Annotated in this window: 29 protein-coding genes, 1 riboswitch and 2 other annotated features (1 of these 32 only partly in view); of the genes, 24 read left to right on the forward strand and 5 right to left on the reverse strand. The window is 36.4% G+C overall.

The annotated features are described in order from the left end of the window. Positions 1 to 8, forward strand: a binding site (T-box leader); it begins 201 nt to the left of the window's first position. Between the two features lie 66 nt (positions 9 to 74). Together trpE and KVT27_RS14675 are read left to right on the forward strand one after the other, a co-directional pair. Continuing rightward, a complete protein-coding gene (gene trpE, locus KVT27_RS14670) occupies positions 75 to 1,460 on the forward strand; it encodes an anthranilate synthase component I (protein ID WP_036149081.1) in 1,386 nt (461 codons plus the stop codon). Further along, a complete protein-coding gene (locus KVT27_RS14675; protein ID WP_036127089.1) occupies positions 1,457 to 2,029 on the forward strand; it encodes an anthranilate synthase component II in 573 nt (190 codons plus the stop codon). The genes trpE and KVT27_RS14675 overlap by 4 nt, the downstream gene beginning before the upstream one ends. Before the next feature lie 47 nt (positions 2,030 to 2,076). On the opposite strand, the gene KVT27_RS14680 is transcribed toward KVT27_RS14675, so the two are convergent. Continuing rightward, the gene (locus KVT27_RS14680) at positions 2,077 to 2,553 is read right to left on the reverse strand and encodes a hypothetical protein (protein WP_036149079.1); all 477 of its coding nucleotides are present in this window, start codon (positions 2,551 to 2,553) and stop codon (positions 2,077 to 2,079) included. A 3-nt stretch (positions 2,554 to 2,556) separates the two neighbouring features. Continuing rightward, complete coding sequence (locus KVT27_RS14685; RefSeq protein ID WP_217581505.1) at positions 2,557 to 3,000, reverse strand: hypothetical protein; 444 nt, start codon at positions 2,998 to 3,000, stop codon at positions 2,557 to 2,559. Between the two features lie 158 nt (positions 3,001 to 3,158). Between KVT27_RS14685 and rpmG the strand changes: the two genes are divergently transcribed. From rpmG to tyrS, 5 genes are all read left to right on the forward strand, one after another. Continuing rightward, positions 3,159 to 3,308, forward strand: a complete 150-nt coding sequence (gene rpmG, locus KVT27_RS14690) for a 50S ribosomal protein L33 (RefSeq protein ID WP_008408521.1) — start codon at positions 3,159 to 3,161, stop codon at positions 3,306 to 3,308. An 87-nt stretch (positions 3,309 to 3,395) separates the two neighbouring features. After that, positions 3,396 to 3,989: a 5-formyltetrahydrofolate cyclo-ligase gene (locus KVT27_RS14695; RefSeq protein WP_036127083.1), complete on the forward strand. Its 594-nt coding sequence runs from the start codon at positions 3,396 to 3,398 to the stop codon at positions 3,987 to 3,989. Further along, the gene (locus tag KVT27_RS14700; protein ID WP_036127081.1) at positions 3,982 to 4,191 is read left to right on the forward strand and encodes a YqgQ family protein; all 210 of its coding nucleotides are present in this window, start codon (positions 3,982 to 3,984) and stop codon (positions 4,189 to 4,191) included. Before KVT27_RS14695 ends, KVT27_RS14700 begins: the two co-directional genes overlap by 8 nt. Positions 4,192 to 4,470: 279 nt before the next feature. After that, the gene (locus tag KVT27_RS14705) at positions 4,471 to 6,366 is read left to right on the forward strand and encodes an LTA synthase family protein (protein ID WP_036128121.1); all 1,896 of its coding nucleotides are present in this window, start codon (positions 4,471 to 4,473) and stop codon (positions 6,364 to 6,366) included. Between the two features lie 128 nt (positions 6,367 to 6,494). After that, positions 6,495 to 6,736 (forward strand) — a binding site (T-box leader). A 126-nt stretch (positions 6,737 to 6,862) separates the two neighbouring features. Further along, positions 6,863 to 8,077 carry a tyrosine--tRNA ligase gene (tyrS, locus tag KVT27_RS14710; RefSeq protein WP_217581506.1) on the forward strand — a complete coding sequence of 405 codons (1,215 nt, stop codon included), beginning with the start codon at positions 6,863 to 6,865 and terminating at the stop codon, positions 8,075 to 8,077. Positions 8,078 to 8,143: 66 nt separating this feature from the next. Here the strand turns inward: tyrS and KVT27_RS14715 are convergent, their stop codons facing one another. Continuing rightward, on the reverse strand, positions 8,144 to 8,323 hold the full coding sequence (locus KVT27_RS14715) for a DUF2759 domain-containing protein (RefSeq protein ID WP_008181026.1): 180 nt from the start codon (positions 8,321 to 8,323) through the stop codon (positions 8,144 to 8,146). A gap of 169 nt (positions 8,324 to 8,492) precedes the next feature. Between KVT27_RS14715 and KVT27_RS14720 the strand changes: the two genes are divergently transcribed. Further along, entirely contained in the window at positions 8,493 to 9,137 is a 645-nt protein-coding gene (locus KVT27_RS14720; protein WP_217581507.1) for an MBL fold metallo-hydrolase, read from the forward strand. A 46-nt stretch (positions 9,138 to 9,183) separates the two neighbouring features. Here KVT27_RS14720 and KVT27_RS14725 read toward each other — a convergent pair whose 3' ends face one another. Then, a complete protein-coding gene (locus KVT27_RS14725; RefSeq protein WP_004231035.1) occupies positions 9,184 to 9,426 on the reverse strand; it encodes a DUF2626 family protein in 243 nt (80 codons plus the stop codon). A gap of 117 nt (positions 9,427 to 9,543) precedes the next feature. After that, on the reverse strand, positions 9,544 to 10,254 hold the full coding sequence (locus tag KVT27_RS14730) for a helix-turn-helix transcriptional regulator (protein WP_036127077.1): 711 nt from the start codon (positions 10,252 to 10,254) through the stop codon (positions 9,544 to 9,546). A gap of 324 nt (positions 10,255 to 10,578) precedes the next feature. Here KVT27_RS14730 and comGA point away from each other — a divergent pair, with 324 nt between their 5' ends. The 16 genes from comGA to KVT27_RS14810 all read left to right on the forward strand — a co-directional run bounded on the left by comGA (position 10,579) and on the right by KVT27_RS14810 (position 25,420). Further along, positions 10,579 to 11,598, forward strand: coding sequence for a competence type IV pilus ATPase ComGA (comGA, locus tag KVT27_RS14735; protein ID WP_036149075.1), 1,020 nt, complete (start codon positions 10,579 to 10,581; stop codon positions 11,596 to 11,598). Beyond that, the gene (gene comGB, locus KVT27_RS14740) at positions 11,573 to 12,655 is read left to right on the forward strand and encodes a competence type IV pilus assembly protein ComGB (RefSeq protein WP_036127072.1); all 1,083 of its coding nucleotides are present in this window, start codon (positions 11,573 to 11,575) and stop codon (positions 12,653 to 12,655) included. Before comGA ends, comGB begins: the two co-directional genes overlap by 26 nt. A gap of 1 nt (position 12,656) precedes the next feature. Continuing rightward, positions 12,657 to 12,989, forward strand: coding sequence for a competence type IV pilus major pilin ComGC (gene comGC, locus KVT27_RS14745; RefSeq protein ID WP_008181040.1), 333 nt, complete (start codon positions 12,657 to 12,659; stop codon positions 12,987 to 12,989). After that, positions 12,989 to 13,429, forward strand: coding sequence for a competence type IV pilus minor pilin ComGD (gene comGD, locus KVT27_RS14750; protein ID WP_036127068.1), 441 nt, complete (start codon positions 12,989 to 12,991; stop codon positions 13,427 to 13,429). Before comGC ends, comGD begins: the two co-directional genes overlap by 1 nt. Then, positions 13,422 to 13,739 (forward strand): hypothetical protein, encoded by a 318-nt coding sequence (locus KVT27_RS14755; protein WP_036127066.1) that lies wholly within the window; start codon positions 13,422 to 13,424, stop codon positions 13,737 to 13,739. The genes comGD and KVT27_RS14755 overlap by 8 nt, the downstream gene beginning before the upstream one ends. Beyond that, on the forward strand, positions 13,732 to 14,160 hold the full coding sequence (comGF, locus tag KVT27_RS14760) for a competence type IV pilus minor pilin ComGF (protein WP_150907158.1): 429 nt from the start codon (positions 13,732 to 13,734) through the stop codon (positions 14,158 to 14,160). Before KVT27_RS14755 ends, comGF begins: the two co-directional genes overlap by 8 nt. Before the next feature lie 198 nt (positions 14,161 to 14,358). After that, positions 14,359 to 14,874 carry a shikimate kinase gene (locus KVT27_RS14765; RefSeq protein ID WP_025116055.1) on the forward strand — a complete coding sequence of 172 codons (516 nt, stop codon included), beginning with the start codon at positions 14,359 to 14,361 and terminating at the stop codon, positions 14,872 to 14,874. Between the two features lie 144 nt (positions 14,875 to 15,018). Next, a riboswitch (glycine riboswitch) is annotated at positions 15,019 to 15,112 on the forward strand. Positions 15,113 to 15,377: 265 nt separating this feature from the next. After that, entirely contained in the window at positions 15,378 to 16,481 is a 1,104-nt protein-coding gene (gene gcvT, locus KVT27_RS14770) for a glycine cleavage system aminomethyltransferase GcvT (RefSeq protein WP_217581508.1), read from the forward strand. Positions 16,482 to 16,506: 25 nt separating this feature from the next. After that, on the forward strand, positions 16,507 to 17,853 hold the full coding sequence (gcvPA, locus tag KVT27_RS14775) for an aminomethyl-transferring glycine dehydrogenase subunit GcvPA (RefSeq protein WP_150907159.1): 1,347 nt from the start codon (positions 16,507 to 16,509) through the stop codon (positions 17,851 to 17,853). Next, the gene (gene gcvPB, locus KVT27_RS14780; RefSeq protein ID WP_036149047.1) at positions 17,846 to 19,309 is read left to right on the forward strand and encodes an aminomethyl-transferring glycine dehydrogenase subunit GcvPB; all 1,464 of its coding nucleotides are present in this window, start codon (positions 17,846 to 17,848) and stop codon (positions 19,307 to 19,309) included. The genes gcvPA and gcvPB overlap by 8 nt, the downstream gene beginning before the upstream one ends. 93 nt (positions 19,310 to 19,402) lie before the next feature. Then, on the forward strand, positions 19,403 to 20,326 hold the full coding sequence (locus KVT27_RS14785) for a serine/threonine protein kinase (RefSeq protein WP_217581509.1): 924 nt from the start codon (positions 19,403 to 19,405) through the stop codon (positions 20,324 to 20,326). 575 nt (positions 20,327 to 20,901) lie between these two features. Continuing rightward, on the forward strand, positions 20,902 to 23,070 hold the full coding sequence (locus KVT27_RS14790; RefSeq protein WP_036127056.1) for a hypothetical protein: 2,169 nt from the start codon (positions 20,902 to 20,904) through the stop codon (positions 23,068 to 23,070). Positions 23,071 to 23,297: 227 nt separating this feature from the next. Further along, on the forward strand, positions 23,298 to 23,723 hold the full coding sequence (locus KVT27_RS14795; protein ID WP_008181062.1) for a hypothetical protein: 426 nt from the start codon (positions 23,298 to 23,300) through the stop codon (positions 23,721 to 23,723). Positions 23,724 to 23,814: 91 nt separating this feature from the next. After that, a complete protein-coding gene (locus KVT27_RS14800; protein WP_217581510.1) occupies positions 23,815 to 24,249 on the forward strand; it encodes a DnaJ domain-containing protein in 435 nt (144 codons plus the stop codon). Positions 24,250 to 24,281: 32 nt separating this feature from the next. Further along, positions 24,282 to 24,857 (forward strand): FHA domain-containing protein, encoded by a 576-nt coding sequence (locus KVT27_RS14805; protein WP_008181065.1) that lies wholly within the window; start codon positions 24,282 to 24,284, stop codon positions 24,855 to 24,857. A gap of 35 nt (positions 24,858 to 24,892) precedes the next feature. Further along, the gene (locus KVT27_RS14810; RefSeq protein ID WP_036127052.1) at positions 24,893 to 25,420 is read left to right on the forward strand and encodes an FHA domain-containing protein; all 528 of its coding nucleotides are present in this window, start codon (positions 24,893 to 24,895) and stop codon (positions 25,418 to 25,420) included. Positions 25,421 to 25,426 lie beyond the last annotated feature (6 nt).

Here is a 25,426-nt window from a genome sequence, read left to right on the forward strand (position 1 = left end):
TCCTTTTGTGATGGAAAGGCCTTTTTATATGCATTTGGTGTAGAAGAGCAGAGCATAGAGAAGGAGAGAAGAGAATGACAGTTGAGCTTAGAAAGTATGCCATGAAAGTATTACAGGGAGATATGATGACCCCTATTTCTGTCTATCAATCATTGAGAGGGCAGCATAAAATGTTGTTCGAATCGTCAGCTAAGCATGAGGAAAGTGGACGTTACTCCTTTATTGCAGTGGATCCAGTGGCTGAATTAAAAGGAAATAATGATGCGTACACCTTTCTTAAAGGGGAGGAAAAGGAAAAATCGAATGGGAATGTGCTCAATTATTTAAAGCAAGTGATGCCATTCCATGAAGAAACTTATCCATTCCACTTTTTTGGAGGCGCCATTGGTTTCTTTGGATATGAAACAGCTTTTTATACAGAAAAAATAGGGGAATATTTACAGGATGAATTAGCCATGCCGGATGTTCATGTTTTGTTCTATGATACATTTATTGTATTTGATCATGTGACACAGGAACTTACATTGGCTTCAATAGATTTATTTAAAGAAGGGCGTTCCTTAGAGGAAATGGAAGCGGCTATTTCAATGATGGAGCAGCAGCTTTATATGGGGACAACATTTGATGCCGTGAAGGTAGATAGTCTTGATTTTAAGCCAATGATTTCAAAGGAGCAATTTGTCACATTAGTGGAGCGTGCAAAGCAGCATATATTAAAAGGGGATATTTTCCAAATTGTGCTATCACAGCGCTTCTCAGCCTCGTTTACAGGCTCCCCTTTTGCGCTGTATCGCCAATTACGCACATCCAATCCCTCTCCATATATGTTCTACATGGATTATGGATCCTATATTATTTTAGGAACATCTCCAGAAAGCCTAGTAAAGGTTAAAAATCGGCAGGTGACGACAAATCCAATCGCAGGCACCAAGCCTCGTGGTGAGACAATGGAGCAGGATGAAGCCATTGCAAATGCCCTATTGGAGGATGAAAAAGAAGTGGCGGAACATCGTATGCTAGTGGATTTAGGCCGCAATGATCTTGGCCGAATTGCAAAAGTGGGTTCTGTAAAGCTGAAGAAATTCATGAATATTGAACGCTATAAATATGTCATGCATATTGTGTCTGAGGTATTAGCGGACCTCCGAGATGATCTCCATGTTTTGGATGTCCTTCGTGCTTGCTTACCTGCGGGTACAGTGTCAGGAGCACCAAAGATTCGTGCGATGCAGCTTATAAATGAATTAGAGCCTGTAAAGCGTGGCGTCTATGCGGGAGCTGTTGGATATATTTCGACGACAGGCGATATGGATTTAGCCCTTGCTATTCGTACCATGATCATTAAAGATGAGAAAGCTCATGTACAGGCAGGAGCAGGTATTGTTCACGATTCGGTCCCATTATCTGAATATGAAGAAACACTTAATAAAGCTCGAGCACTACTGGAGGTGAAAAAATGATTTTAATAATTGATAATTATGATTCTTTTACTTACAATCTATTTCAACAAATAAGTATGCTTGGGAAAGACGTTAAAGTCGTGAGGAATGATGCTATTACAATAGAAGAAATTCAAAAAATGGCACCAGAAGCTATTGTTTTATCACCCGGACCAGGAACACCAGCCGAAGCAGGTATCACGGTTAATGTTATTAAGGAGCTATATCAAAGTTTTCCTATATTAGGGATTTGTCTTGGACATCAATCCATTGGGTACGCATTTGGAGCAAACATCGTGCAGGCACAAACGATCATGCACGGCAAGTTGTCACCTCTACAATATGAACCAACAGGTTTATTTGCACATTTAGATGGAGTTATTCAAGTAATGCGGTATCATTCCCTAGTTATTGAAGAACCTTCATTACACAGTGATTTTAACATTATCGCAACAGCGAGTGATGACGAGGAGATTATGGCTATCCAACACAAAAAATATCCACTTTACGGTCTGCAATTTCATCCTGAATCAATCGGCACAAAAGAAGGAAGTAGGATGATGCAAGCCTTCTTTGAAAGTATTGCTTAAATAAAAAGGCTGTCGCCTCCTTAATTTGGATGAGGCGACAGCTTTTCTTATTGTTTTTTACCTGTAATTAACTTCGCAATTTCCTCTAAAGACATGGAAGAATTGACTTCGTAGGACCCAATTTGCAAGCTTCGTGCATATTTTGCGTTTGCGAGTAGTAACTCCATTTCTACGCTGTTAGAAATAATGCCACCATCCTCTAGCTTTTGGGCCACAATATATGGTGTAATCCCACTATATATTTGCAATGTCATTGTTGTATCATCCGCATTGGTATCTTCTTTAACAGACGGTTCTGAAGAATTAGTAGCAGTAGTTTCTTCAGTAGTATGTACTTGTTTTTTTAACGCAGCAATTTCTTGATTGGCCTGATTGAGCTTATTTTGCAATTCTTCAACTTGCTGCTGATTGGAAGAATCTTTTTCAGGGAGCCCAATGTTCACATCGAAGCGGCTTGCAAGAGCAAGTATGGCACCGACTAGGAAAATGGCTACGCCAAATGAGCGGATGGAAGACTTGTTCATAAATTAACGACCCCCATTTGCAATCACTTGACGAACTTGTTCTTCTGTTAAATTTGAACGGATACTAATATCTCCTACAGAAAGTCCTTGTTTATTCAATTCCAGCACCTGACTTACGATTATTTGATGAATCGGCTTTGTTTGTGATGGATTAGGTGCTACTTTTGAAGCTTGTGCGGCTTGTTGGACAGCTTGCATAACTTGTTGAACTTTAGGGTTTTGTATACTAGGACTAGGTGTTGATTTTGTTTTTACTTGAAACTCTGGTTCTAATAGTAGCTCTTCCTCTACAATTTTTAAACGGCGCTTTAAATTATTCGTTTCTTGGAATATGGAGATAGATAATTCTTCGACATCCTTCTCGACTTTTTTCGAGCTATTTTTGAAAAAGAACGATACTATAATCAAAAGAATCCCGAAACTCATTAGTATGATGGATAAATCCAATAGCTTCACCTCGTGTAGTATGTAATTATAAGATATTTTACCATATGCAAACTTAATATGAAATGAAGGTAGATTTTTTTTCAGTTTGTGTTATAATAGGTTAGTCGTATAAATCATGCTCAAATTTAAATTCTTGATATAGAGTGGGAGGGTTAATGATGCGCGTAAACATTACTTTAGCTTGCACAGATTGCGGCGAACGTAACTACATTTCTAAAAAGAACAAGCGTAACAATCCAGAGCGTCTTGAACTTAAAAAATATTGCTCTCGCGAGAAGAAATACACTCTTCACCGTGAAACTAAGTAATCGCTCATTAAGCCAAAACCACAAGTGGTTTTGGCTTTCTACATTTTTATGAATGATTGAGGTTTTACTATATAGGAGGTAGCCTGCATGGATAAAACAACATTACGGAACAAGGTACGAGAAACACTTGCGATAATGAATGAAGAAGTTTATCGCAGACAATCTAAAGCTGTAGTGCAAAGGGTGCTACAGGAGCCATATATAATAGAAGCAAATACGATCGGCATTACCATTTCGAATCAGCCAGAAGTCGACACCATTCATTTAATTGAAGAACTATGGCAGCTTGGGAAAAAGGTCGCTGTGCCAAAGTGCCACCCCAAAACAAGAGAAATGACATTTTACGCCATTGAATCATTTGCTCAGCTTGAAACAGTATATATGCATTTGCGTGAGCCTATTCCCGAACGATGTGAGTTAGTTGACGCAAATGAGATGGACATCATCTTAGTACCAGGGGTTGTTTTTGATCGGTTAGGCTATCGAATAGGGTATGGCGGTGGTTATTATGATCGCTATGTATTAAACTATAAAAAGGGTAAATTGATGTCATTACTTTTTGACGAGCAGATCGTTAATCGTGTTCCTACTGAAGAACATGATTGCCCTGTAGACATCATAGTGACACCGACAGAACGTATTGACTGTCTAGCACATCGAGGAGCGAACGAAAATGGATAAAATGTTAGATATTTATGAACTCTTGAAAACTTATGGTACTTTTATTTATACACGGGACCCTATTGGCGATTTGATGTTAATGGAGGATGAAATAAAAGAGCTCTATAAAGCGAATGTACTAGACATAAAAGATTACCAAATGGCATTATTACTAATTCGACAAGAAACAACAAAACTCCGTATGAAAGAGAATAAAAAGTAATGTTTGAAATATAATGTATTGGGGTATTGTAAAATTAATGTAACATGTATGTAATATTCTTAAAAACAGTGGATTTCCGCTGTTTTTATGTTTTTACGAAACTTTTTACAATGTAAAACGTATATATAGATATCTGGTGCATATACGAGCGAGGAGAGTAAAATTTCCAAAAGATATGTGTTGATTATCTGTAAAAAATGGATTAAGATATATTTTGTTTCCGTAACAAAATGTAAAAAATTATTATTTTTTTGTAAGGAAGTAGGGAGGATGTTAGGAATGAGATCAATAAAGTGGCCTAAACATTCATTTATGATACTAGCAATTATAGCAACTTGGATCAAAACGGTCATTGTTTACCACACGAGCTTTGAGATGAAAATTGAAAATGCAATGCAACAATTTATTTTGTTTATTAACCCATTAAGTTTCTTGCTATTTACGTATGGTTTAGCACTTTTCTTTAAATCACCAAAGGCTAGAAATCGTTATTTAATTACAGTCAGTATTATTTTATCAATAGTCCTTTATGGAAATGTAGCGTTCTATCGTTTCTACAATGACTTTATTACACTACCTGTATTATTCCAAACAAGTAACTTTAGTGACTTAGGAACTTCTGTAGCTGCCATAATAGAGCCATGGGATGTATTGTATTTTGTTGATGTACTTATTTTAATCTTAGCGAATAAATTTATACCAAAAATGAAAAATTCGTTTAAAGTTAATGTGGAATTCCGCCGTGCATTTTTTGTGCTGGCAATCGCTATGTCATTCTTAAACTTAGGTTTAGCTGAAACAGAGCGTCCACAATTATTAACACGTAGTTTTGACCGCGAATTACTTGTAAAAAACATTGGTACGTACAATTACCATTTGTATGATATTTATATTCAAACAAAATCCTCTGCCCAACGTGCGTTAGCGGACGGTAGTGAATTAGTTGAAGTAAACAACTATGTTCGCTCAAATCAGGCAGCAGTCAACCCAGAAATGTTTGGGAAATATAAAGGCCGTAACTTAATTGTTGTGTCTATGGAGTCTTTACAAAACTTTGTCATTAACAATGACATGAATGGTCATGAGGTTACGCCATTCTTAAACTCTTTAACAAAAGATAAAGATACGTATTATTTCAGTAACTTCTATCACCAAACAGGTCTAGGAAAAACATCTGACTCTGAGTTTATCGTAGAAAATTCACTATTTGGTTTAGGACGTGGAGCAGTATTCTTCACACATGGTGGAAATACGTATAACTCAATGGCAGAACGCCTTGGGGAAAATGGATACTTTACAAATGTCATGCACCCGAATAATAAATCATTCTGGAACCGCGACATCATGTATCAATCTTTAAAAATCAATAAGTTCTATGATATCGATTCGTATACAGTAGAAGAAGGGCAAGCTGTGAACTGGGGAATGAAAGATACGCCATTCTTAGAGCAATCTGCAGCATTAATGAAAGATATGCCACAGCCATTCTACTCAAGACTTATTACATTAACGAATCACTATCCATTTACATTGGATCCGGAAGATATTATGATTCCTGAATATGATTCAAATTCAGGTACATTAAATCGTTACTTCCAAACAGTACGCTATATGGATGAAGCTTTAAAAGATTTCTTCCAACAATTGAAAGATCAAGGTGTTTATGATAATTCTATTATCGTTATGTATGGTGACCACTACGGTATTTCAGAAAACCATAATAAAGCGATGGCACAATATTTAGGAAAAGAACAAATTACACCGTTTGATAATGCATTGCTACAGGAAGTACCTTTATTCATCCATATCCCAGGGTCTGACGATGGTAAAGAGATGACCGAAATGGCAGGACAAATGGATTTACGTCCAACAATTTTACACCTACTTGGCATTGAAACGTCAAAAGATATGCAAATGGGTGCGGATTTATTCTCTCCAGAACATGAAGACTTTGTAGTGTTCCGTGACGGACGCTTTATCACAGATAAATATGTGTATGCGGGAGAGGCTTGCTATGATAAATCAACTGGCGAAGAAATAGATGGGGAGCCATGTCAGCCATACGCTGATCGTGCAACAATGGAGCTCGAAAATTCTGACGCCATCATCAATGGAGACCTTCTTCGTTTCTATGATGAAAAGACAGGTAATTTAAAACAAGAATCCGTTAAGTAAACAAAGAGAGATCTCACCATGAGATCTCTCTTTTACATTGCACAATTGACAAATTTGTTGAAGTGATTATAATTAGTGTAAATATCTGCATAACGAAGATTTGTTTTTCACATTTCGGAGTATAAGAGTTAAAGGCATGGAAAAGAACAAGTAACTTTAATAAAAACTGACAGAGAGTAGTCGGTCGTTGAGAGGCGCAAGGGATATTAAAGTGAATACATCTTGGAGCTGCGTACCGAAATTTTAGTAGGCTACGACGGGTTTGCATCCGTAATCATTGCAATAGTATCGCTGCGGCTGTACTAATGGAGGAGTGCTATTTGAGTAGCTCTCGAAAAAAGGTGGTACCACGTTCATTAACGTCCTTAGGATTTATTCCTAAGGGCGTTTTTTTGCATCTGGACGTCTAGTGCCAAATTGGACGACAGCAGTCCTGTCAAGAACTCTTATAGATCTTGCAATATTAACTTTTTAATATTACAAGGAGATGTTTTGTATGTTTTTAACACCAAAGGAGCAGTTAGCCATTATTAAAAAGGGGACTGACAAAATTGTTGATGAACCCGAGCTACTAAAAAAATTGGAGCACTCAATTCAAGAGCAAAAGCCCTTAACGATTAAATTGGGGCTCGATCCATCTGCACCAGATATTCATTTAGGCCATGCAGTCGTATTGCGAAAAATTAAACAGCTGCAGGACCTAGGGCATCATGCAGTCATTGTCATTGGTGATTTTACGGGCCGTATTGGCGATCCTACCGGGAAATCTAAGGGACGTGTAGCGTTAAGTGACGAATTGGTGAAGGAAAATGCCAAAACGTATTGTGAGCAAATTTTTAAAGTGTTGGACGAGGGAAAAACGACTGTTCGTTTCAATAGTGAATGGTTAGCAAAATTAACGTTTGAAGAAGTCATCCAGTTGGCTGCTACTACATCTGTTGCCCGTATTTTGGAGCGTGAAGACTTCCAAAAGCGGTACCATCACCAAATACCAATTGGCTTACATGAATTTTTCTACCCTCTCATGCAGGCGTATGATTCTGTAGAATTAAAGGCTGATATTGAATTAGGGGGAACCGATCAAACGTTTAATATTCTCATGGGACGCACGTTACAAAGGCATCGAGGGCTAGAAAAACAAATTGCTATTTTTATGCCATTACTTGAAGGATTAGATGGTATTGAAAAAATGAGTAAAAGCTTGGGGAATTATATTGGTGTCAATGAAGCGCCTGAAGTTATGTTTAAAAAAATTATGGAACTACCAGATTCGCTCATTATCAAATATTTTGAATTAGCGACAGATGAGCATCCACTTCAAGTGCAAGCAGTTCAAGAAAGGCTACAAAGCGGAGAGAACCCACGTGATATAAAACTACAATTAGCAGAAATAGTGACAGCTTTATATCATGGTCATGCAGCTACGATGGATGCAAAATCTTATTTTGAAGCTGCTTTCCAGAAGAAGACGATTCCTGCTAACATTCCTGTATTGCTACTTGAAATTGATAAAGAAAGAATAGAGGATATCATTCCACAATTAATTTCTATCCAATTTATTCAAAGTAAAAGTGATTTTATAAGGCTCATTAAACAAAATGGGGTTTCATTAAATGGAGAAAAAATTGCTGTGGATGATCTATCTCAAGTATTAATGAATGAGGATGTCCTGCAAATTGGTAAGAAGAGATTTCTGAAATTGAATAAGTAAAATGGGATGATGTCCAAGAAAAAAGAGCAATCTCACATAGAGACTGCTCTTTTTTCTGTCTAAATTTTAGTGTAATTTTGGTGGATACCCGCCATGAACGATTGTCATGATGACAAACCATCCAAACACGACAGCACTTAATAAGTTGAAAACAACGCTTAAAAGGTTCTTTTCTTTAATTGCTTGGAATGTACCATATACAGCAAAAATTGAAACTAGACCAAAAATAACCATTAATAAGTTCATTAAAAATAGACACTCCTTTCGACATCAGAAAATGAATGTCGTAAACAATATTCCTCCTTAATTGTAATCGTTCTACCTGTTTTTGTCGAGAACTAATATAGTGCAAACTATGAACATTTATCGTCAAATTGTGGCAAAGTCTGTATAATAGAGAAATGAGGTGATATCTATGATGAACGTACGTAGTTTTTCTCTTGGTCCAGTCCAAACGAATTGCTATATCGTATCGAATAAAGACAAAGAATGTATCGTATTTGATCCAGGTGAAGAAGCGGAGCGTCTTATTAAAACAATCCGTAGCAATGGTTTAAAACCGTTAGCCATTTTTTTAACGCATGCACATTTTGACCATATTGGTGCAGTGGATGCCTTACGGGAAGCATTTAATATATCTGTATGGATTCATGAAAAAGAGGTTAGCTGGCTAGGAGATCCAGAAAAGAATGGCTCTAGTAAATATGCTGCATTACCAGACTATAGGGTAGCTGCACCAGATCAAGACACGATTATTAAAAAAGAGCAACAATTTGAAATGAGCAACTTTGTGTTTCAAGCTGTATTTACACCAGGACATTCACCTGGTAGCATTTCCTATGTATTTGAAAATGATGGCTTTGCGATTGTGGGAGACACATTATTTGAACAAGGTGTAGGACGGACGGATTTAATTGGTGGGTCCACCAAAATATTATTAGCATCTATTCATGACAAATTATTAACATTACCTGAGGATACAATCATCTATCCGGGTCATGGAAATTATACAACTGTCAGTGCAGAAATGGAAACAAACCCGTTTTTAAATGGATTTTAAAATAAAAAAAGCGTATCTCGTTAATGAGATACGCTTTTTTAGTGTATTAATGACCGCCACCAGGTACGTGAATGAATGTTGTATAGTACGTGAAGCCAGCGAAGAATACAGTTAAATATGCTCCGAAAATGTACATGTACATACGTTCTGAAAGGTTTAAGAAGCCTAATAATAAGAATAAACCTGTATTACCTAAGAATAATAGCGATACCTCGTTCATACCACCAAGGTAGAACATAACGGCAAAAATACCTGTCCAGAATGCCATAACTTTATACATATTATCCATGAAATTTCCCCTCCTTTTGCCCACGACACAATAATCTCTTACTCATTATAAATGATAGGAAAGGTGTCTGTAAACTGGAACTTCTCCGTCTTTGTGACAAACGAATGGATTTTTTAACTAGCTATCGATTTCTGTCACGTTAATTTCATATTTACATAAATCGCAATTATGTATCATACTCTCAATTTGCACAAATTCATTGCTTGAAAATAACGCATCTAACTGCCCTTTTAAATAGGATTCATGTAATGAGCAGACAATATCCGAATATGTTGTAAGTTGCTCTTGGAATGGACAATTAAAAATGGAGAATATCACCTTTTTGCCACGCTCTGTTTGTTGAATTTGTGGAACATAGCCAATTAATGCGGCATTGTCAGTTAATAGTTGAAGCTTCTCGTCGAAGGAAAGGGAATGATTGATTGTCAATTCAGCGGTTATATTTTGTTTCATTTGCTGATAACCGTCTTGATAGCTAATTTCCTGACATTTTTCTAAGACAGATGGTCCAAGCTCTTCCACTAATTGAATCGTCCATTTCAGCAAACGATCTTCGTCACGTCTTGGGAAAGTTAATGATACACCTTTTTCTGAAGCCTTATACACGCGGCCAGGTCGACCACCTTTACCCGTTTTCACATAGTCTGCGGAAATAATATTAATTTCTGAAAGCTTTGTTAAATGAAGTCGAGCAACATTTGGATGGATGCCAAACTGATCAGCAATATGTTGGACGGTCACTGTTTTTTTCTCTTGCAATATGTACTCATAAATAGAGTATCTTGTTTCATCAGCTAAAGTGCTGGTAATTTTCAATGGATGGATCATATGCTTCACCTCATTAGTTTTTTATAAAATTATGTTCGTCTACCAAGTGTTAGGAAAATAATCATGTTCATTCTATTATATTCCATTATTGAAAAAGATACAGTTCATTTCAGCATAAATATTAATTTTTTCATGTATTTATCTTCTGTTTTAGTGGGAAATTGCACTTTATCCACATTTTTATAGCAAAAAACATGAATGATAGGAAATTTTATAACAAATTTTTATTTTCAGAAAAGGGCTTTCTTCGTAGGAAGATCCTATTTATACTAGGAAATAACGAATACGCGGTCATATTCGAATGAACTAGAAGAGGGTGCATATATGCAGAATTTTGAAATGGTCGTTGAACAAAAATGTGAGCAACTTTTACTAAAAGCCTATCATTTTGGTGCAACTGATTTATTATTGGTGCCAAGCAATATAAATTATCGGATCTATTTTCGGAAGTATGACAAGCTTCTTCATGCGGGTGAACTTCCAAACGATTTGGCGGAACGGATGATATCCTATTATAAGTTTCTGGCGCAATTAGATATAAGTGAGCGTCGTAAACCTCAAAGCGGCTCATTCCAAAAGGCGATGGAGCAACAGTCATATGCCTTTCGAGTATCTACACTGCCTTCCGTATTTTTAAAAGAAAGCCTCATTATCCGCTTACTTCTCCAAAATCATTCTTTTCCACTAACTTCCTTATGTTTTTTTAAAAGCTCCGCCCACAAATTAATGGAACTAGTACAGAATCGTCAGGGCCTTTTGTTTTTTACAGGGGCGACAGGATCTGGTAAGTCCACTTCACTTTATTCTTTAATCCATTATTGTTCTACCGAATTAAATAGGCATGTAATTTCCTTGGAAGACCCAGTAGAGAATAACCAAGCCAATTTACTTCAAATTCAAGTGAATGAACGAGCAGGCGTTACATACGCTACGGGGTTAAAAGCTATTTTGCGACATTCACCTGATGTGATCATGATTGGGGAAATTCGAGATAAGGAAACAGCAAAAATTGCCATCGAGGCAAGCTTGACGGGCCATTTAGTTGTTTCAACCATCCATGCGAAGGATTCGATTAGCTGTCTTTACCGTTTAATGGACTTAGGGGTGTCGATAGATGAGCTTCGGCAAACGATCATTGGTATTGTTGCTCAAATCCTTTTTCATTCATCAGCCTTACAAGATGATCGTCTTGCGTTGTACGAAATTTTATCGGATATTCATCTCAATCAGGCCATTTCCGCTATTTTAAATAAGGGGGATTTTCAGCTACCATACGAATTAACCTTAAAGGGACAAAAAGAATTTGTGGAGAGCCATTATGCAGTTACAAACATACATCGCTAAATTTCAATTATATTACAACAGAGCTACCAAATGGCGTGTAAAAGAGCAAGCGCAATTTATTCAACGTTTATCTGTATTAATGCAGGAGGGCTACTTATTTCCACAGGCTATCTCAATGCTACTCCCTCATCATATAGATGTTCATGAGGAAATTCAGCAACAAATTGATGAAAAACTTAGGCAAGGTGAAGGTGTAACAAGCATTTTGGAAACATTGCAGTTGGCTAAACATCATTTAGTAGCGATCAAAGTGGCAGAAAACAATGGGCATTTGCTTGAAGTATTAAAAGGTGTGGCAATGCAAATGATTGTCGGTGAGCAAACAAAGAAAAAGTTAATTAAATTGCTTGTATATCCTGTCATGCTAATTTTATTTTTATTGTTGCTATTCTTTGTATTTCGAACGATTTTCTTACCTAATATTGAAAAGATGGTATCAAGTCGCTCGATTGAAGGTGAGAAGACAATTGTGGCGCTATCTAAACTATTACTGCATGTCCCCGATTTGGTGATGGTAACAGCTTCGATTGTAATAGTCAGTTTATTGGTTTTACACTTCTATCTCAAACGCCAGCCCATTCCCCGACGACTATCAATACTATTAAAAATCCCACTTTTTAAAATCTATATTCGACTCTCATGGACAAGACAATTTGCTGCCTATTTAGGAAGTTTGCTGCACAGTGGGTTTTCATTGCAGGCTAGCCTTCAAATTCTAGAAGAACAATCCTTTCAACCGTTTCTACAGCATCTGTCTCTGCGTATTAAAGAAAGGGTAATCTTTGGAGAGTCATTGACTCAAGCCGTACAAATGATGTCTTTTTTTCATAAGGATTTTGCTACCTTCGTAGAACATGGAGAACAGAGTGGCTACTTAGGGAAGGAACTTACATTATACAGCGAACTATTACTGGAAAAACAGGAACAACTATTGCAGAAGGTGCTCGCCTTCATCCAACCAAGCTTCTTTATTGTAATTGCTATATGTATTTTAGCGGCCTATGTCAGTTTACTATTACCAATTTATCATATGATTGATTTAGTTTTGGAGGACTAAGATGAAACATATTAAACAACAAAATGGTTTTACTTTAATCGAAATGCTCATTGTTTTGTTAATCATTTCCATCCTTATTTTAATTACAATTCCAAATGTTACGAAGCACTTCGCTACGATTGATGAGAAGGGCTGTGCTGCCTATATTAATATGGTACAGGGGCAAGTAGAAGCCTATAGAGTGGATTTTATGGCATATCCAACTTTAGAGGATTTAGTGAAAGAAGGCTATTTGAAAGAAAATGAAACAACTTGTCCTAATAAAGAAGAAATAGTTATTACGACTAAGGGAGAGGTGCGTTTAGCAAATGTCGGTGCAGGTACGAATGGTTAATGAGAGAACGACAAAATGAATGGGGCTTTACGATCCTCGAAATGCTGATTGTTTTATTTCTTGTTATGAGTTTAACAGCCATTGTTAGCAAATTCTCTTTACAATTAGCGGAGTCAAAGGAATTAGATCGTTTTTTTACTCAAGTTCAACTAGACATTCAGTATATTCAAACCTATAGCATGAACCAGCGACAGTATATCGCGATGAAATTTGAAAGCTCTACAAGGCGCTACGTTATTCAAAAAGATGCTTTTTCCAATCTATATGAACGACCATTCCCTAAAGGAGTCGAATTTTTGCCTGATGAGAGCTCTATTTATACGATTGTTTATAATGTTAATGGCAATGTCAGGTCAGCTGGTACTATCGCGTTTCAAACGCAACAGGGAAAGAAAAAAGTAATCATTACATTAGGGCGAGGGAGAGCGAGAATTGAATGAGTCAGGCTATTCTTTTATTGAAACGATTTTGGCAATGGGCATCTTGATGTTACTTTGCAGCTCCTTATTGCCTATTACCTATACGATGAAAACGAATCTTATGAATAAAAAAATGGAAATGATTGCAGCTGAAACAGCGTATGAGGGTCTGAAATTATTTCAAGCTGTTCAACAAACTGAGGGCACAAGAATTATTGAACAGGTTGAGTATCAATGGGTGTTTAATGGTGAAGAAATTTGTGTTCGTTTTCACAACATACTCAAGCCACGCCAAAAATGTATTTCCCTTACAGGAAATGTCCATGAATAATGAGAAGGGCTATACCTTACTAGAAGCAATGTTTCAATTAATTGTGTTTGTGCTTATTTCTCATCTTTTTGTCCTAATTATGCTGTGGTATGCTGAAATGACCTCAACTATGCAAACGGATGAGCAGTCAAAATGGGAGCTGTTTGTGTATGATTTAAATAAAGGGCTAAAGGATATTTTAACGTTCTCCGTGCGGGATGATCACAAAAGAATCACTTTCCAGACTACAGAATCTGTCCATTATATTGATTGCTATCGTAATACCATTCGTGAACAAGTAAATGGAGGACATGTTCCCATGCTAAATGGCATCAATAAATGTCAGTTCACTTATAGCGGAAATATGCTGACGGTAGCGGTGGAAATGCCTAGTGGTATGCAAAAGGAGCGAACCTTCTATGTGCCAATTATTGAAAAATGACAGTGGGGCTATTTTTTTAATCGCAATTGCATTATTATTTCTTGTAACTACTTTTCTTCTTGCGTATTGTATGTCATATGAAATGCAATTTCAAACATATGATGGGCTCGAAAAATTGAATGTTCAAGCTACGATAAATTTATTGGGACAAATTTTGTCAGACAGTGTAGAATCGTAGTTATAAGAAGGTGATTCGAATTGCGAAAAATATATTTAGTTGGTTTTATGGGTAGTGGAAAGAGTGCTTTAGGAAGACGTTTAAGCTTTTTATTAAAGATGCCATATTATGATATGGATCATGAAATAGTGAGACAGCAAGGAATGTCCATCCCGCAGATTTTTGAAAAGTACGGAGAGGCCCATTTTCGAAAAATAGAAACAGAATTTTTGAAAAGTTTCCGCGATGAGGCTTGTATTATTTCTACGGGCGGTGGAGTTGCGATGAATGCTGAAAATCGAAAAATTATGAGACGTAGTGGCTTAGTATTTTTTTTAGATGCTTCGTTTGAGGATATTTATAAACGAGTTCAGCATGATCCTAACAGACCGATCGTACAAAGCTCGACAAAAGAGGAGCTAGAAAGTCTGTATCATTACAGAAGGAAGTTTTATCGTGATGCAGGGCATATTCAGGTCCTGACAGAGGGCAGAACCATTCGTCAAATTTTAGAGTATTTGGTGTTCCAAGTAAAAAGACTTAAAAACGAACGATGAAGGATATAAAGTCAATTAATGTTCGTATTTTATTATCTTTTAAAAAATGATTGCCTTTTCAATGCATTTAATGTTAGGATATAGACAAATAAGTAACTAAATGTTCATTGAATACTAAATAGTACCAAGATGTATCTTGGGCGGATGATTATACGGGGAGAGAGCGTAATTAAACGCCACCGAAGGAGCAAGTAGCAATGGCTATGAATCTCTCAGGTAAAAGGACTCGTATAAGACGCAACTCTGGAGAGAGCTGTAGTATAACAATAGCAGCCACCAAAGGGGAAAGCCGACTAATTGGCAGTATCAACCATGCGAGTTAGTCTGGTGTAACTTTCAGGTGCAAGGACAGAGAATCCCGAAAAGGGGTTCGTCTGTCTTTTTTTATGTCTTTAGGTACGCCGTGAACCTTATTACTTTGCTAAGTCATGATTGTACCCATACAAAAAGCAGACGAACTACTACCAGTAAAAATGTAACTAACAATAAGGGGGCAAAAAAGAATGACGAATGAATTAAAACGTACACCTCTATTTGAAGAATATGCGAAATACGGTGCTAAGACGGTTGACTTCGGTGGATGGGAATTACCAGTTCAATTCTCCTCTATTAAAGATGAACATGATGCAGTACGTAATCGTGCGGGATTATTTGATGTATCCCATATGGGTGAAATTTTAGTAACCGGTCCCGATGCATTAGATTTTTTACAAAATCTTTTATCCAATGATGTTTCAAAAATAGCTACTGGCCAGGCACAATACACAGCAATGTGTTATGAGGACGGCGGTGTTGTCGATGATTTACTAACGTATAAGCTAGCAGATCAACACTATTTATTATGCGTGAATGCAGCAAATATCGAAAAAGACTATGATTGGATGCTGGAAAATCAACATCAATATGATGTGACGATTGACAATCAATCGGAAGCCTATGCACAAATTGCCCTACAAGGACCTTTAGCAGAGGAAGTTCTTCAATCCATAACTTCAACTGATGTAAGTGCCATTAAATTTTTCCGATTCCAAGAGAATGTAGAAGTTGCAGGACATAAAGTGTTAGTTTCTCGTAGTGGATACACAGGAGAAGATGGCTTCGAATTATATGGAGCACCAGAAGATATTAAAGCGCTATGGGGTAAAATTTTGGATGCTGGTCAAGACAAAGGTGTTGTTCCTGCAGGTCTAGGATGTCGAGATACACTACGTTTTGAAGCGGGTCTGCCACTTTACGGTCAAGAATTATCAGCAACCATTTCTCCTCTTGAAGCAGGTATTGGCTTTGCTGTGAAATTAAATAAAGAAGATTTTATTGGTCATGATGCATTAGTAGCTCAGAAGGAAAATGGTCTTCCACGCAAACTAGTCGGCATTGAAATGATCGATAAAGGGATTCCACGCCATGGCTATAAAGTATTTAAAGATGGTCAGGAAATTGGTGAAGTTACAACAGGAACACAGCTTCCTTCCTCAAAACGTAATGTTGGTCACGCGTTAATTGACAGTCAATTCGCAACTATCGGAAATGAATTAGAAATTGAAATCCGTGGTAAGCAACTAAAAGTGATTACAGTTGAAACACCGTTTTACAAGCGTTCAAAATAATAGCTGAAAAGAGGGACCTACATTTATGAAACATCGTTATTTACCAATGACGGAGCAAGATCAAAAAGAAATGTTAGACGTAATCGGTGTATCCTCAGTTGATGAATTATTCGAGGATATTCCAGAGAAAGTACGTTTTAAAGGCCTTTATGACATCAAGGCAGCAAAATCGGAATCTGCTTTATTAAAAGAGTTAACGGCACTTGCTGGTAAAAACAAAGACACAAATGCGAATGCATCGTTTTTAGGTGCAGGCGTTTATAACCACTACAAGCCCGTGATCGTGGATCATGTTATTTCTCGCTCAGAGTTTTATACAGCTTATACACCCTATCAACCTGAAATTTCACAAGGTGAGCTTCAAGCTATTTTTGAATTCCAAACAATGATTGCAGAGCTTACGGGTATGGATCTTGCTAACTCTTCTATGTATGACGGTGGTACAGCATTGGCTGAAGCAGGAATGTTGGCAGCTGGACATACACGTCGTAAGAAAATTTTAGTCTCTGAAACGGTACACCCAGAATATCGTGATGTTGTGGCTACATATGCCTATGGTCAATCTATAGAAATCGTTACAATTCCACATAAAGATGGTGTGACTGATATTGCAGCTTTAAAAGATCTAATTGACGACAATACGGCAGCAGTTATTGCTCAATATCCAAACTTCTTTGGTCAAGTTGAGGATATTCAAGTAATTGGTGATATTGCGCATGAAGCAAAAAGCTTATTCGTAGTATCGTCTAACCCACTTGCCCTAGGTATTTTAACTCCTCCAGGTAAACTAGGAGCTGATATTTGTGTAGGTGATGCACAAGTTTTCGGTATCTCTGAAGCATTTGGTGGTCCACACTGTGGTTTCTTTGCTGTGACAACTAAATTAATGCGTAAGGTGCCAGGTCGTCTTGTTGGTGAAACAGTAGATGGTGAAGGACGTCGTGGTTATGTATTAACACTACAAGCACGTGAACAACATATCCGTCGCGATAAAGCCACTTCTAATATTTGTTCGAACCAAGCACTTCTTGCGCTTGCAGCTTCTGTAGCGATGACAGCTCTAGGGAAACAAGGTATTCGCGAAATGGCTACACAAAATATTGCGAAAACACGTTATGCAAAAAATGCCTTTGAAGCAGCAGGCTTTACAGTAGCATTCCAAGGTGCACATTTTAATGAAATCGTAGTGAAAACAAATAAATGTGTGAAGGAAATCAATAAAGGCTTAATTGAAAAAGGTATTATTGGTGGATATCCTTTAGGTCAAAATTATGACTCTCTTAAAAATCATGTGCTAATTGCTGTGACTGAATTACGCACAAAAGAAGAAATTGATGCACTAGTTGCAGAAATGGGGGCTCTTCATGCATAACGAAAATCAAACACTCATTTTTGAAATTTCAAAAGAAGGTCGCGTTGGCTATAGTTTAGAAGCGCTTGATGTACCTGAAGTAGATCTAGCAGATATACTACCTGCTAATTTAGTACGTACAGAGGCAGCAGAATTACCTGAAGTATCTGAGCTTGATATCATGCGTCACTACACAGCACTTTCTCGTAGAAATCATGGTGTAGACTCTGGCTTCTACCCACTTGGCTCTTGTACGATGAAGTATAATCCGAAAATTAATGAAGCGGTAGCTCGTCTTTCTGGCTTTGCCAATGTGCACCCACTACAAGATGAGTCAACAGCACAAGGTGCCATGGAGCTTCTTTATGATCTTCAAACGTCATTAGTAGAAATTACTGGTATGGATGAAGTGACATTACAGCCAGCAGCAGGGGCACATGGAGAGTGGACAGCATTAATGATGATCCGCGCTTTCCATGAAGCAAATGGAGAAGGTCACCGTAACAAAGTTATCGTTCCTGACTCTGCTCACGGAACTAACCCAGCTTCAGCAACAGTAGCAGGCTTTGAAACAATTACAGTTAAATCAGATGAAACTGGTTTAGTTGATATTGAAGACCTTCGCAAAGTAGTAGGTCCTGACACGGCTGCCTTAATGTTAACAAACCCGAATACACTTGGTTTATTTGAGGAAAATATCATCGAAATGGCGGAGCTTATCCACTCTGTTGGCGGTAAAGTGTACTATGATGGTGCCAACTTAAATGCTGTTATGAGTAAAGCACGTCCTGGCGATATGGGCTTTGACTGTGTACATTTAAATCTGCATAAAACATTTACAGGTCCACACGGTGGTGGTGGTCCAGGTTCAGGTCCAGTAGGCGTAAAAGCTGATTTAATTCCATACCTACCAAAACCAGTACTTGTAAGAACAGAAGAAGGCGCATACCATTTCGATTACAACCGTCCACAATCTATCGGACGAGTAAAACCATACTATGGTAACTTTGGTATCAATGTCCGTGCCTATACGTACATCCGTACAATGGGTCCGGATGGCCTGAAAGCTGTAACAGAATATGCTGTATTAAATGCCAACTATATGATGCGTCGTTTAGAGCCATTCTACGATCTTCCATATAACCGTCACTGTAAACATGAATTTGTTTTATCTGGTCATCGCCAAAAGAAATTAGGCGTTCGTACACTAGATATCGCAAAACGTCTGTTAGACTTTGGCTACCATCCACCAACAACATACTTCCCATTAAATGTGGAAGAGGCGTTAATGATTGAGCCAACAGAAACAGAATCTAAAGAAACATTAGACGCATTCTGCGATGTGATGATTCAAATTGCGAAGGAAGCGGAGGAAAATCCATCCATCGTTCAAGAAGCACCACATACTACAGTTGTTTCTCGCCTAGACGAAACACGTGCGGCTCGTACACCTGTACTACGTTATCAAAAAGCTTAAAATTGACAAACCGCTCACTTTTTTAGTGGGCGGTTTTTATATGAGTTTTTTGTTATAATTTCCCTTAGATGGATTGTGGAAGGAGGGATTGACATGCAAACAACATCAGCGGAATTGAGTTTACCAACAAATAATCTATTAAATAATACATACAGCATCAAACGACTTCTTGCTACGAGTAAATTATCATTTGTTTATATCGCTGAATACATAAGCACCGGAGAAGAAATTATCATAAAGGAGTTTTTTCCATTAGAGATAGCTTTACGAGATTTGGATAATAAGTCTGTCATCAATCGTTTGCCCTCAACAAAGGGGAAATTTGAGGATTTAAAAGCAAGGTTTTTGAATGAGGCGTTAATGTTACAGCGTCTGAACCATCAACATATTGTTACATATCGACATCATTTTTTTGAAAATGGTTCCATATATATAGTCACAGATTATTATGAAGGGGTTTTATTAGAGCAATATATACAACGATTTTCATTGAGTGAGAGACATCTTCTCTATCAAGATATATTTTTACCCTTAATAGAAGCGATTACTTATTTACATGGAAAGGGAATCATACATCGGGATATAAAACCTAGTAATATTATGATTGATGCTAAGGGACAACCCTATTTATTAGATTTTGGATCTGCCGTTTATTATAAGACAGGGATGAAATATCCGATATTTACTAGTCCAGGCTATTCTCCCCTTGAACAGTATTCCATGCAAGGAGAGCAAGATGTTTATACGGATATTTATAGCTTGATGGCAACCTTATACTATGCTTTAACGAATGAAATACCATTAGATATTTCACAGAGGGTAATTGAGGATAAAATTGAAAATGTTAGAAAATATAATGAAAAAGTGAGCATTTTTATGTCATCTACTATTATGTGGGGATTGCGGATAGAGCCTAAAAAAAGATGTTCTTCCCTAAAATTTATTAAATACATGATTATTATTGAAATAAAGTTCAAATGTAAAAAGAACTATTTTAAGTTATTTGATTCTAAATGACCAAATTTACTATTCGTTTCATACTATTTATCCATTTTAACTATATATTGTAACTTTTAAAAAACAGCTTATGACCTAAGGTATTTAGGACAATAAGCTGTTTTTTTTATAAAAAAATATTATAAAAGCCATAAATTGTCTATAAAATATCATAATTATTACCATGTAATATTTTTACTAAACAACCTTATAAATGTTTTTGATTACAATATATTCTATAGAAAATATTGACATTGATTTTAGATATTGTATAGTTACCTTTGTGATACATTAATCATTCGTTAAGTTTGTATGAAAGATGCATAAAGTTGGACAGCGATTCTTATAAATTAATTTCAATTTCACTACATAGCTTTGTTTATTGTTGGTATATTTTTACTACTATGTTTTATTGTTCTATATTACTTTGTGAATGACTGTGAGAATAGATTCATAAAACAATAGCATTTGAAGTGGTTGTACAATATCCAACGCTGTAATCCTTTTGCTCTTATCTTTCATTTACTTACTAATGTTTATGACAACTCGAATTCGTTTTAAAGGAGGGATGGCTGTAGAATTATACAGCCAAATGAATGGAGATTATTAATCAAACAAACCGAACTATGCTCTTTGAAGAAATAAATCCTGAGAAATTGGATTTAATTACGCTCGTTGGAGATGTCAAAGGAATTGATAGTCTAAGTGATGAAAAAATTAAAGAAATTAATCAAAGTCTTCTTGTAAAAAGTTTCGATGAATTTTTAGATAAGTTTTCTCCCACGGTTTACTCATTTTACAATGCCGCAAATCAAAAAGTCATGTATACCTTAAAAAAGCCAGAAGGAATTCAAGATGATTGTATTTCTGAAATAGCAATTGACCAAAATAATGATTTTTTAAAAATGCTATTTACGCTCATTGATACAAAAAGAAGTCAAGGAATTGCCAATGTAGATTTTAAATTTGAAAATTTACTTGATATGATTTCTCCTAAAAAAGTCATGGATGACATTCGTCAAGTACGTAAAGAGATTCATTACCTGTATGGTGAATATGACAAGCTAGATGAAGGCGACCCTAAGAAATTAGATACAGGTGACAAGCTTAATCTTATGTTTGAAGTAGCTAGTAGAAACTATAACAATGTGATGGCGATGTTACCGTTAGCAATTGAGGATATTAAAACAAGATTATTATTGGGTGCTAGTCAAGATGAAGGAGAATCTGAAAAGTTACAAATAGGTACTCTTTCAATTGGTGACAATGGTGAATTAAAAATCATTGAGGCACCACAAACAAATAGTGCAGAATTAATGGTCATTGAGGAAAATAGTAATTATGGCTTAAGTACTGTATTTGAGGAAGATTACGAAGCGATAACTGAATCACCATCTTCTTATGTGAAAGATTTAGTCGTCAGAACATTCTCGCCGCTTCCAGCAATTAAAGCTGAATTTGATGTAGAAACAGAAGTTCAAAACTACAATACATATCTTGAATTCTATAAGGATGCAAAGGATGAATTTGTCAAAACGGTTAAACCTTTAGTTGAAAAATTATTAGGGATCAAAATGTATTTTGATCAATATGCAACTAAAAACAAAGGTATGCAACCTTCATTAATCGTCACTAACACGAAGTTAGATATGCTGGTAAAAAGTAATAACCTACCGAGATTACGTACTTACTTAAACACTGTGAACTCGAAAAACGACTTTACAGATACGGTATGGTATGGAATTGTACCAGCCCTTGAACTTGAAGCATCTGGAAAAATGAAAGTAAGTCGATCTAGATTCAAAGGAAACGATAAAGTGACCAAGCAAGAGGGTAATACGATGGAATCACTATCCATTCTCTTGGACACTATAAAAGATTACAAGGTGCAAATTTTCTTTAACTTTATGGCTGAAGAAGAAACAACCTTCAATGGGATTGCAACAGCTGGTATTGATCGTCTAATCGATAAATGCTCTGTACTAGTTAGAAAGGATTATAGCGAGTTTGCTATACCATGTTTACCAAACTTTACGATTATTCCTAAAGATAAATCAGGAGTCGTGATTGATACACGTATGCATACTACTGAAAATGGAGCACGTTTATCAAAAGAGAAAGAAGATATCTTAAAACTATGGATTGAAGGCGTTTATGTGGATGCTAGCTATGTTGCAGCAGGTATCGTATCGGCCTATCAATGTCCAGAGTATTTAAAAGAATCATTTAGAAATGTAAAACGAAATTATCCGGGAGTTCGATTCGATATTGAAGCCGGAGATAATTCACTACGAGCAGTAACAACTATGGCAAAAGAGATTTCTGGTTTTACGAATAATATTAAGGATGCTATCAATAGCAGAAGCTTTGGTTTTGTATTCTCTTCTGAAAATGCTCAACTACAGGATAAAGATATTAGACGTATAACTGTCTATAAAGCAAGAAGCCTAGCAATGGAAGAGGATGGGTTTGATTCAATCTACAAAACTCAAGTTAGTACGTATATTGAAAGAATCCTTCGTTTCCAATCAGGAGACTTTAAGCATGAAAATATTGTTCGTTTCTTTAGTAATAATCCAAGCAGTCAAAAAAGTAAGTGGCTAAATGATAAAGGACATGTAAACTCTATTATCCATGATGGAGACGATATCGGTTACATCATTGATGAGAAAACAAGTCTATGTCAAATTGATCTTGTGTTTAATGGGAATGTCAAAAATCTTGAAGTCACGATTACTAAAGGGACAAGCGCTGTTAAAGCCTAACAATTTATTTATTTCAATCATTACAAATTTACGTAGGATGTTTAAGATTTATTAAATAATAAATCTTTTAACATAAATATGAATCGACTAACATCATCCAGATGAAAAATTACATATTTCACAATGCTTGTTTTAACACGTTGCTCTGTGAAATGAGATAGCTATGCTTAAACTTAATTCATCAAAGAAGATGGGAGTCATTCAACACAAATTAGGAGGAACTAAAAATGGGTTTTGTATTAAAAGTAGAAGGATCAGAAGCAATTGAATTAGGGTTAGAAAGCATTATGACTGTCGAGTATGAGACAGATACGCCAAACGATTCTAATGCCCGCTCTACAGATGTTGGAGCAACTTTAAAGGTAAAAGGTAAAATTCTAACTGCTACTGATGGGGATAATTCTGATGATACGATGAAATTAGGATTATGGTCATTAGTACCTGCTGAAAAGGCAGATTGTTACCGTAAAGTAACACTAGAGGTTATCTCAGCGGATCAAGTAGTAAGAAAAATTCATTTCCCAAATGCTTTTGTTGTGGATTACACAGAAAGATATGGAGATACAGAGGGTATTGGTGAATTCTACTTATTCATTAAACAAAAGAAAGACAAAACAGACTTGGCAAAAATCGAGGGTGGCTACGCTGTCTAAGGTTGTAGCTTGATAAAACTCTTCTAATTATCTAAGGAACTTATTTAGTTCCTTAGATAATTTTTAATAATCCTAAATTGGGGTTGAAAAGATGAAAACACATTATGAAATTTTAGGTGTTAGTAGAAATGCCACACAAGATCAAATAAAGCTCGCTTATCGGAAGCTATCCAAAAAGCACCATCCTGATGTAAGTGGGGGAAACAAAGAATCAGAAGAAATTTTCTTGAAAGCTACAGAAGCCTATAAAGTACTGAAAGATCCGGCATTGAGAGAGCCCTATGATGCTAGTCTCGATGATCCAGGTACAGGCTGGCAATCAAAGCAAACGGATGAAAGACATTCTAATGGACATCAATCTGCAGACAAAAAACCAGATTTTAATATAAATAATATTGAAAAAAACTTTGAACACTTTTTTGGCTTCAATCCGAAAACAAAAGAAATGTCCTCAACTCTACATAAAAATGGGAAGAAAAATCCCCTGGACACAACGGATTTATTTGAGCGCTTTTTTAATAAATAATCAAATGGTAAAAAGTGAGGAAGTGTGATTACATGTATGATCAATATCCAACTGAAGCTTACAGTGAAAATGCAAGAAAAAAAATGCTTATAAAAATTATCGATATCATTATTGTCACAATTGCCTTCTTTTTCATTTTATATGTTTTTGTTATGAATCAGGAGGTTCTTTTAAAATTTGTTATTGGCACAGTAATGGTCATTCTTGCTATTATTTATGGTTCTCTCAAATACGAGGCAAAAGCAATTACTCAAACTATGACAAACAAGGACATTTCTAAGCTTGTTCTCCTTAATGAAAGTGGGATGGAAGTGGATGAATGGGAGCTTGGTGATCAAATTTCATTACTTATAGGAAAAAGCTCAGCTGAATATAAGGCAGATATTGATTTAAGTGGAACAGAATATGAATCTCTTGTTAATTATGAACATGCGGTCCTCAACTGTGTAGCTGGTATTTGGTATGTAGAGGATATTGATTCTGTTAATGGGGTAGGTTTAAAAAAGGCGCATAAGCGTGTGAAAAATAGATTAAAACAAGAGATTCCATACCCACTAGGTAATGGAGATACGATATACATAGCAAATACGCGAATTTTGGTGAAATAGAGAAAAAATTCGCAACATAGATGGGGGATTTTGGAATGAGTTTAATTAGATGTACAAATGGTCATATGTTTAGTTCAAGGAGACATCGTAATATTTGCCCGTACTGTAATGTCATGGTGGAGCAGGAGCAAAGACAAAATAGTCCATCCACACCTGTCGCTGAAGCAGATGATAAAACATTACCTTATTTAGGCGAAATGGATGGGATTGATCCTGTTACAGGATGGTTGGTTTGTATTGAAGGACCACAAATGGGGAGAGATTATCGGATCTTATCGGAAAAGAATTTTATCGGTAGGGCAGAAGACATGCATATTCGAATTGCTGGAGACAATTCCATCTCTAAACGTAATCATGCAGTCATTGTATATGATCCTAAAAAACGGAATTTTTACTTGCTACCCGGAGATGCATCAGGACTAGCCTATCTAAATAATGAAGCGGTTTATACACCAACTGAATTAGCAGCCTATGATGTTATTCAGTTAGGGAGAAGTATGTTTTTATTTATTCCACTTTGTGGCGTCCACTTTGAATGGGAAAACAATCAAAGTGAGGAATGATGACGA

Origin of the sequence: Lysinibacillus sp. GbtcB16, from assembly GCF_019091145.1 — a bacterium.
GTDB lineage: Bacteria > Bacillota > Bacilli > Bacillales_A > Planococcaceae > Lysinibacillus > Lysinibacillus fusiformis.

Bases quoted from the DNA above. Each gene is read 5' to 3' on its own strand.
- trpE (WP_036149081.1), top strand. From the start codon at position 75: ATGACAGTTGAGCTTAGAAAGTATGCCATGAAAGTATTACAGGGAGAT.
- KVT27_RS14675 (WP_036127089.1), top strand. From the start codon at position 1,457: ATGATTTTAATAATTGATAATTATGATTCTTTTACTTACAATCTATTT.
- KVT27_RS14680 (WP_036149079.1), bottom strand. From the start codon at position 2,553: ATGAACAAGTCTTCCATCCGCTCATTTGGCGTAGCCATTTTCCTAGTC.
- rpmG (WP_008408521.1), top strand. From the start codon at position 3,159: ATGCGCGTAAACATTACTTTAGCTTGCACAGATTGCGGCGAACGTAAC.
- KVT27_RS14695 (WP_036127083.1), top strand. From the start codon at position 3,396: ATGGATAAAACAACATTACGGAACAAGGTACGAGAAACACTTGCGATA.
- KVT27_RS14700 (WP_036127081.1), top strand. From the start codon at position 3,982: ATGGATAAAATGTTAGATATTTATGAACTCTTGAAAACTTATGGTACT.
- KVT27_RS14705 (WP_036128121.1), top strand. From the start codon at position 4,471: ATGAGATCAATAAAGTGGCCTAAACATTCATTTATGATACTAGCAATT.
- tyrS (WP_217581506.1), top strand. From the start codon at position 6,863: ATGTTTTTAACACCAAAGGAGCAGTTAGCCATTATTAAAAAGGGGACT.
- KVT27_RS14715 (WP_008181026.1), bottom strand. From the start codon at position 8,323: ATGAACTTATTAATGGTTATTTTTGGTCTAGTTTCAATTTTTGCTGTA.
- KVT27_RS14720 (WP_217581507.1), top strand. From the start codon at position 8,493: ATGATGAACGTACGTAGTTTTTCTCTTGGTCCAGTCCAAACGAATTGC.
- KVT27_RS14725 (WP_004231035.1), bottom strand. From the start codon at position 9,426: ATGGATAATATGTATAAAGTTATGGCATTCTGGACAGGTATTTTTGCC.
- KVT27_RS14730 (WP_036127077.1), bottom strand. From the start codon at position 10,254: ATGATCCATCCATTGAAAATTACCAGCACTTTAGCTGATGAAACAAGA.
- comGA (WP_036149075.1), top strand. From the start codon at position 10,579: ATGCAGAATTTTGAAATGGTCGTTGAACAAAAATGTGAGCAACTTTTA.
- comGB (WP_036127072.1), top strand. From the start codon at position 11,573: ATGCAGTTACAAACATACATCGCTAAATTTCAATTATATTACAACAGA.
- comGC (WP_008181040.1), top strand. From the start codon at position 12,657: ATGAAACATATTAAACAACAAAATGGTTTTACTTTAATCGAAATGCTC.
- comGD (WP_036127068.1), top strand. From the start codon at position 12,989: ATGAGAGAACGACAAAATGAATGGGGCTTTACGATCCTCGAAATGCTG.
- comGF (WP_150907158.1), top strand. From the start codon at position 13,732: ATGAATAATGAGAAGGGCTATACCTTACTAGAAGCAATGTTTCAATTA.
- gcvT (WP_217581508.1), top strand. From the start codon at position 15,378: ATGACGAATGAATTAAAACGTACACCTCTATTTGAAGAATATGCGAAA.
- gcvPA (WP_150907159.1), top strand. From the start codon at position 16,507: ATGAAACATCGTTATTTACCAATGACGGAGCAAGATCAAAAAGAAATG.
- gcvPB (WP_036149047.1), top strand. From the start codon at position 17,846: ATGCATAACGAAAATCAAACACTCATTTTTGAAATTTCAAAAGAAGGT.
- KVT27_RS14785 (WP_217581509.1), top strand. From the start codon at position 19,403: ATGCAAACAACATCAGCGGAATTGAGTTTACCAACAAATAATCTATTA.
- KVT27_RS14790 (WP_036127056.1), top strand. From the start codon at position 20,902: ATGGAGATTATTAATCAAACAAACCGAACTATGCTCTTTGAAGAAATA.
- KVT27_RS14795 (WP_008181062.1), top strand. From the start codon at position 23,298: ATGGGTTTTGTATTAAAAGTAGAAGGATCAGAAGCAATTGAATTAGGG.
- KVT27_RS14800 (WP_217581510.1), top strand. From the start codon at position 23,815: ATGAAAACACATTATGAAATTTTAGGTGTTAGTAGAAATGCCACACAA.
- KVT27_RS14805 (WP_008181065.1), top strand. From the start codon at position 24,282: ATGTATGATCAATATCCAACTGAAGCTTACAGTGAAAATGCAAGAAAA.
- KVT27_RS14810 (WP_036127052.1), top strand. From the start codon at position 24,893: ATGAGTTTAATTAGATGTACAAATGGTCATATGTTTAGTTCAAGGAGA.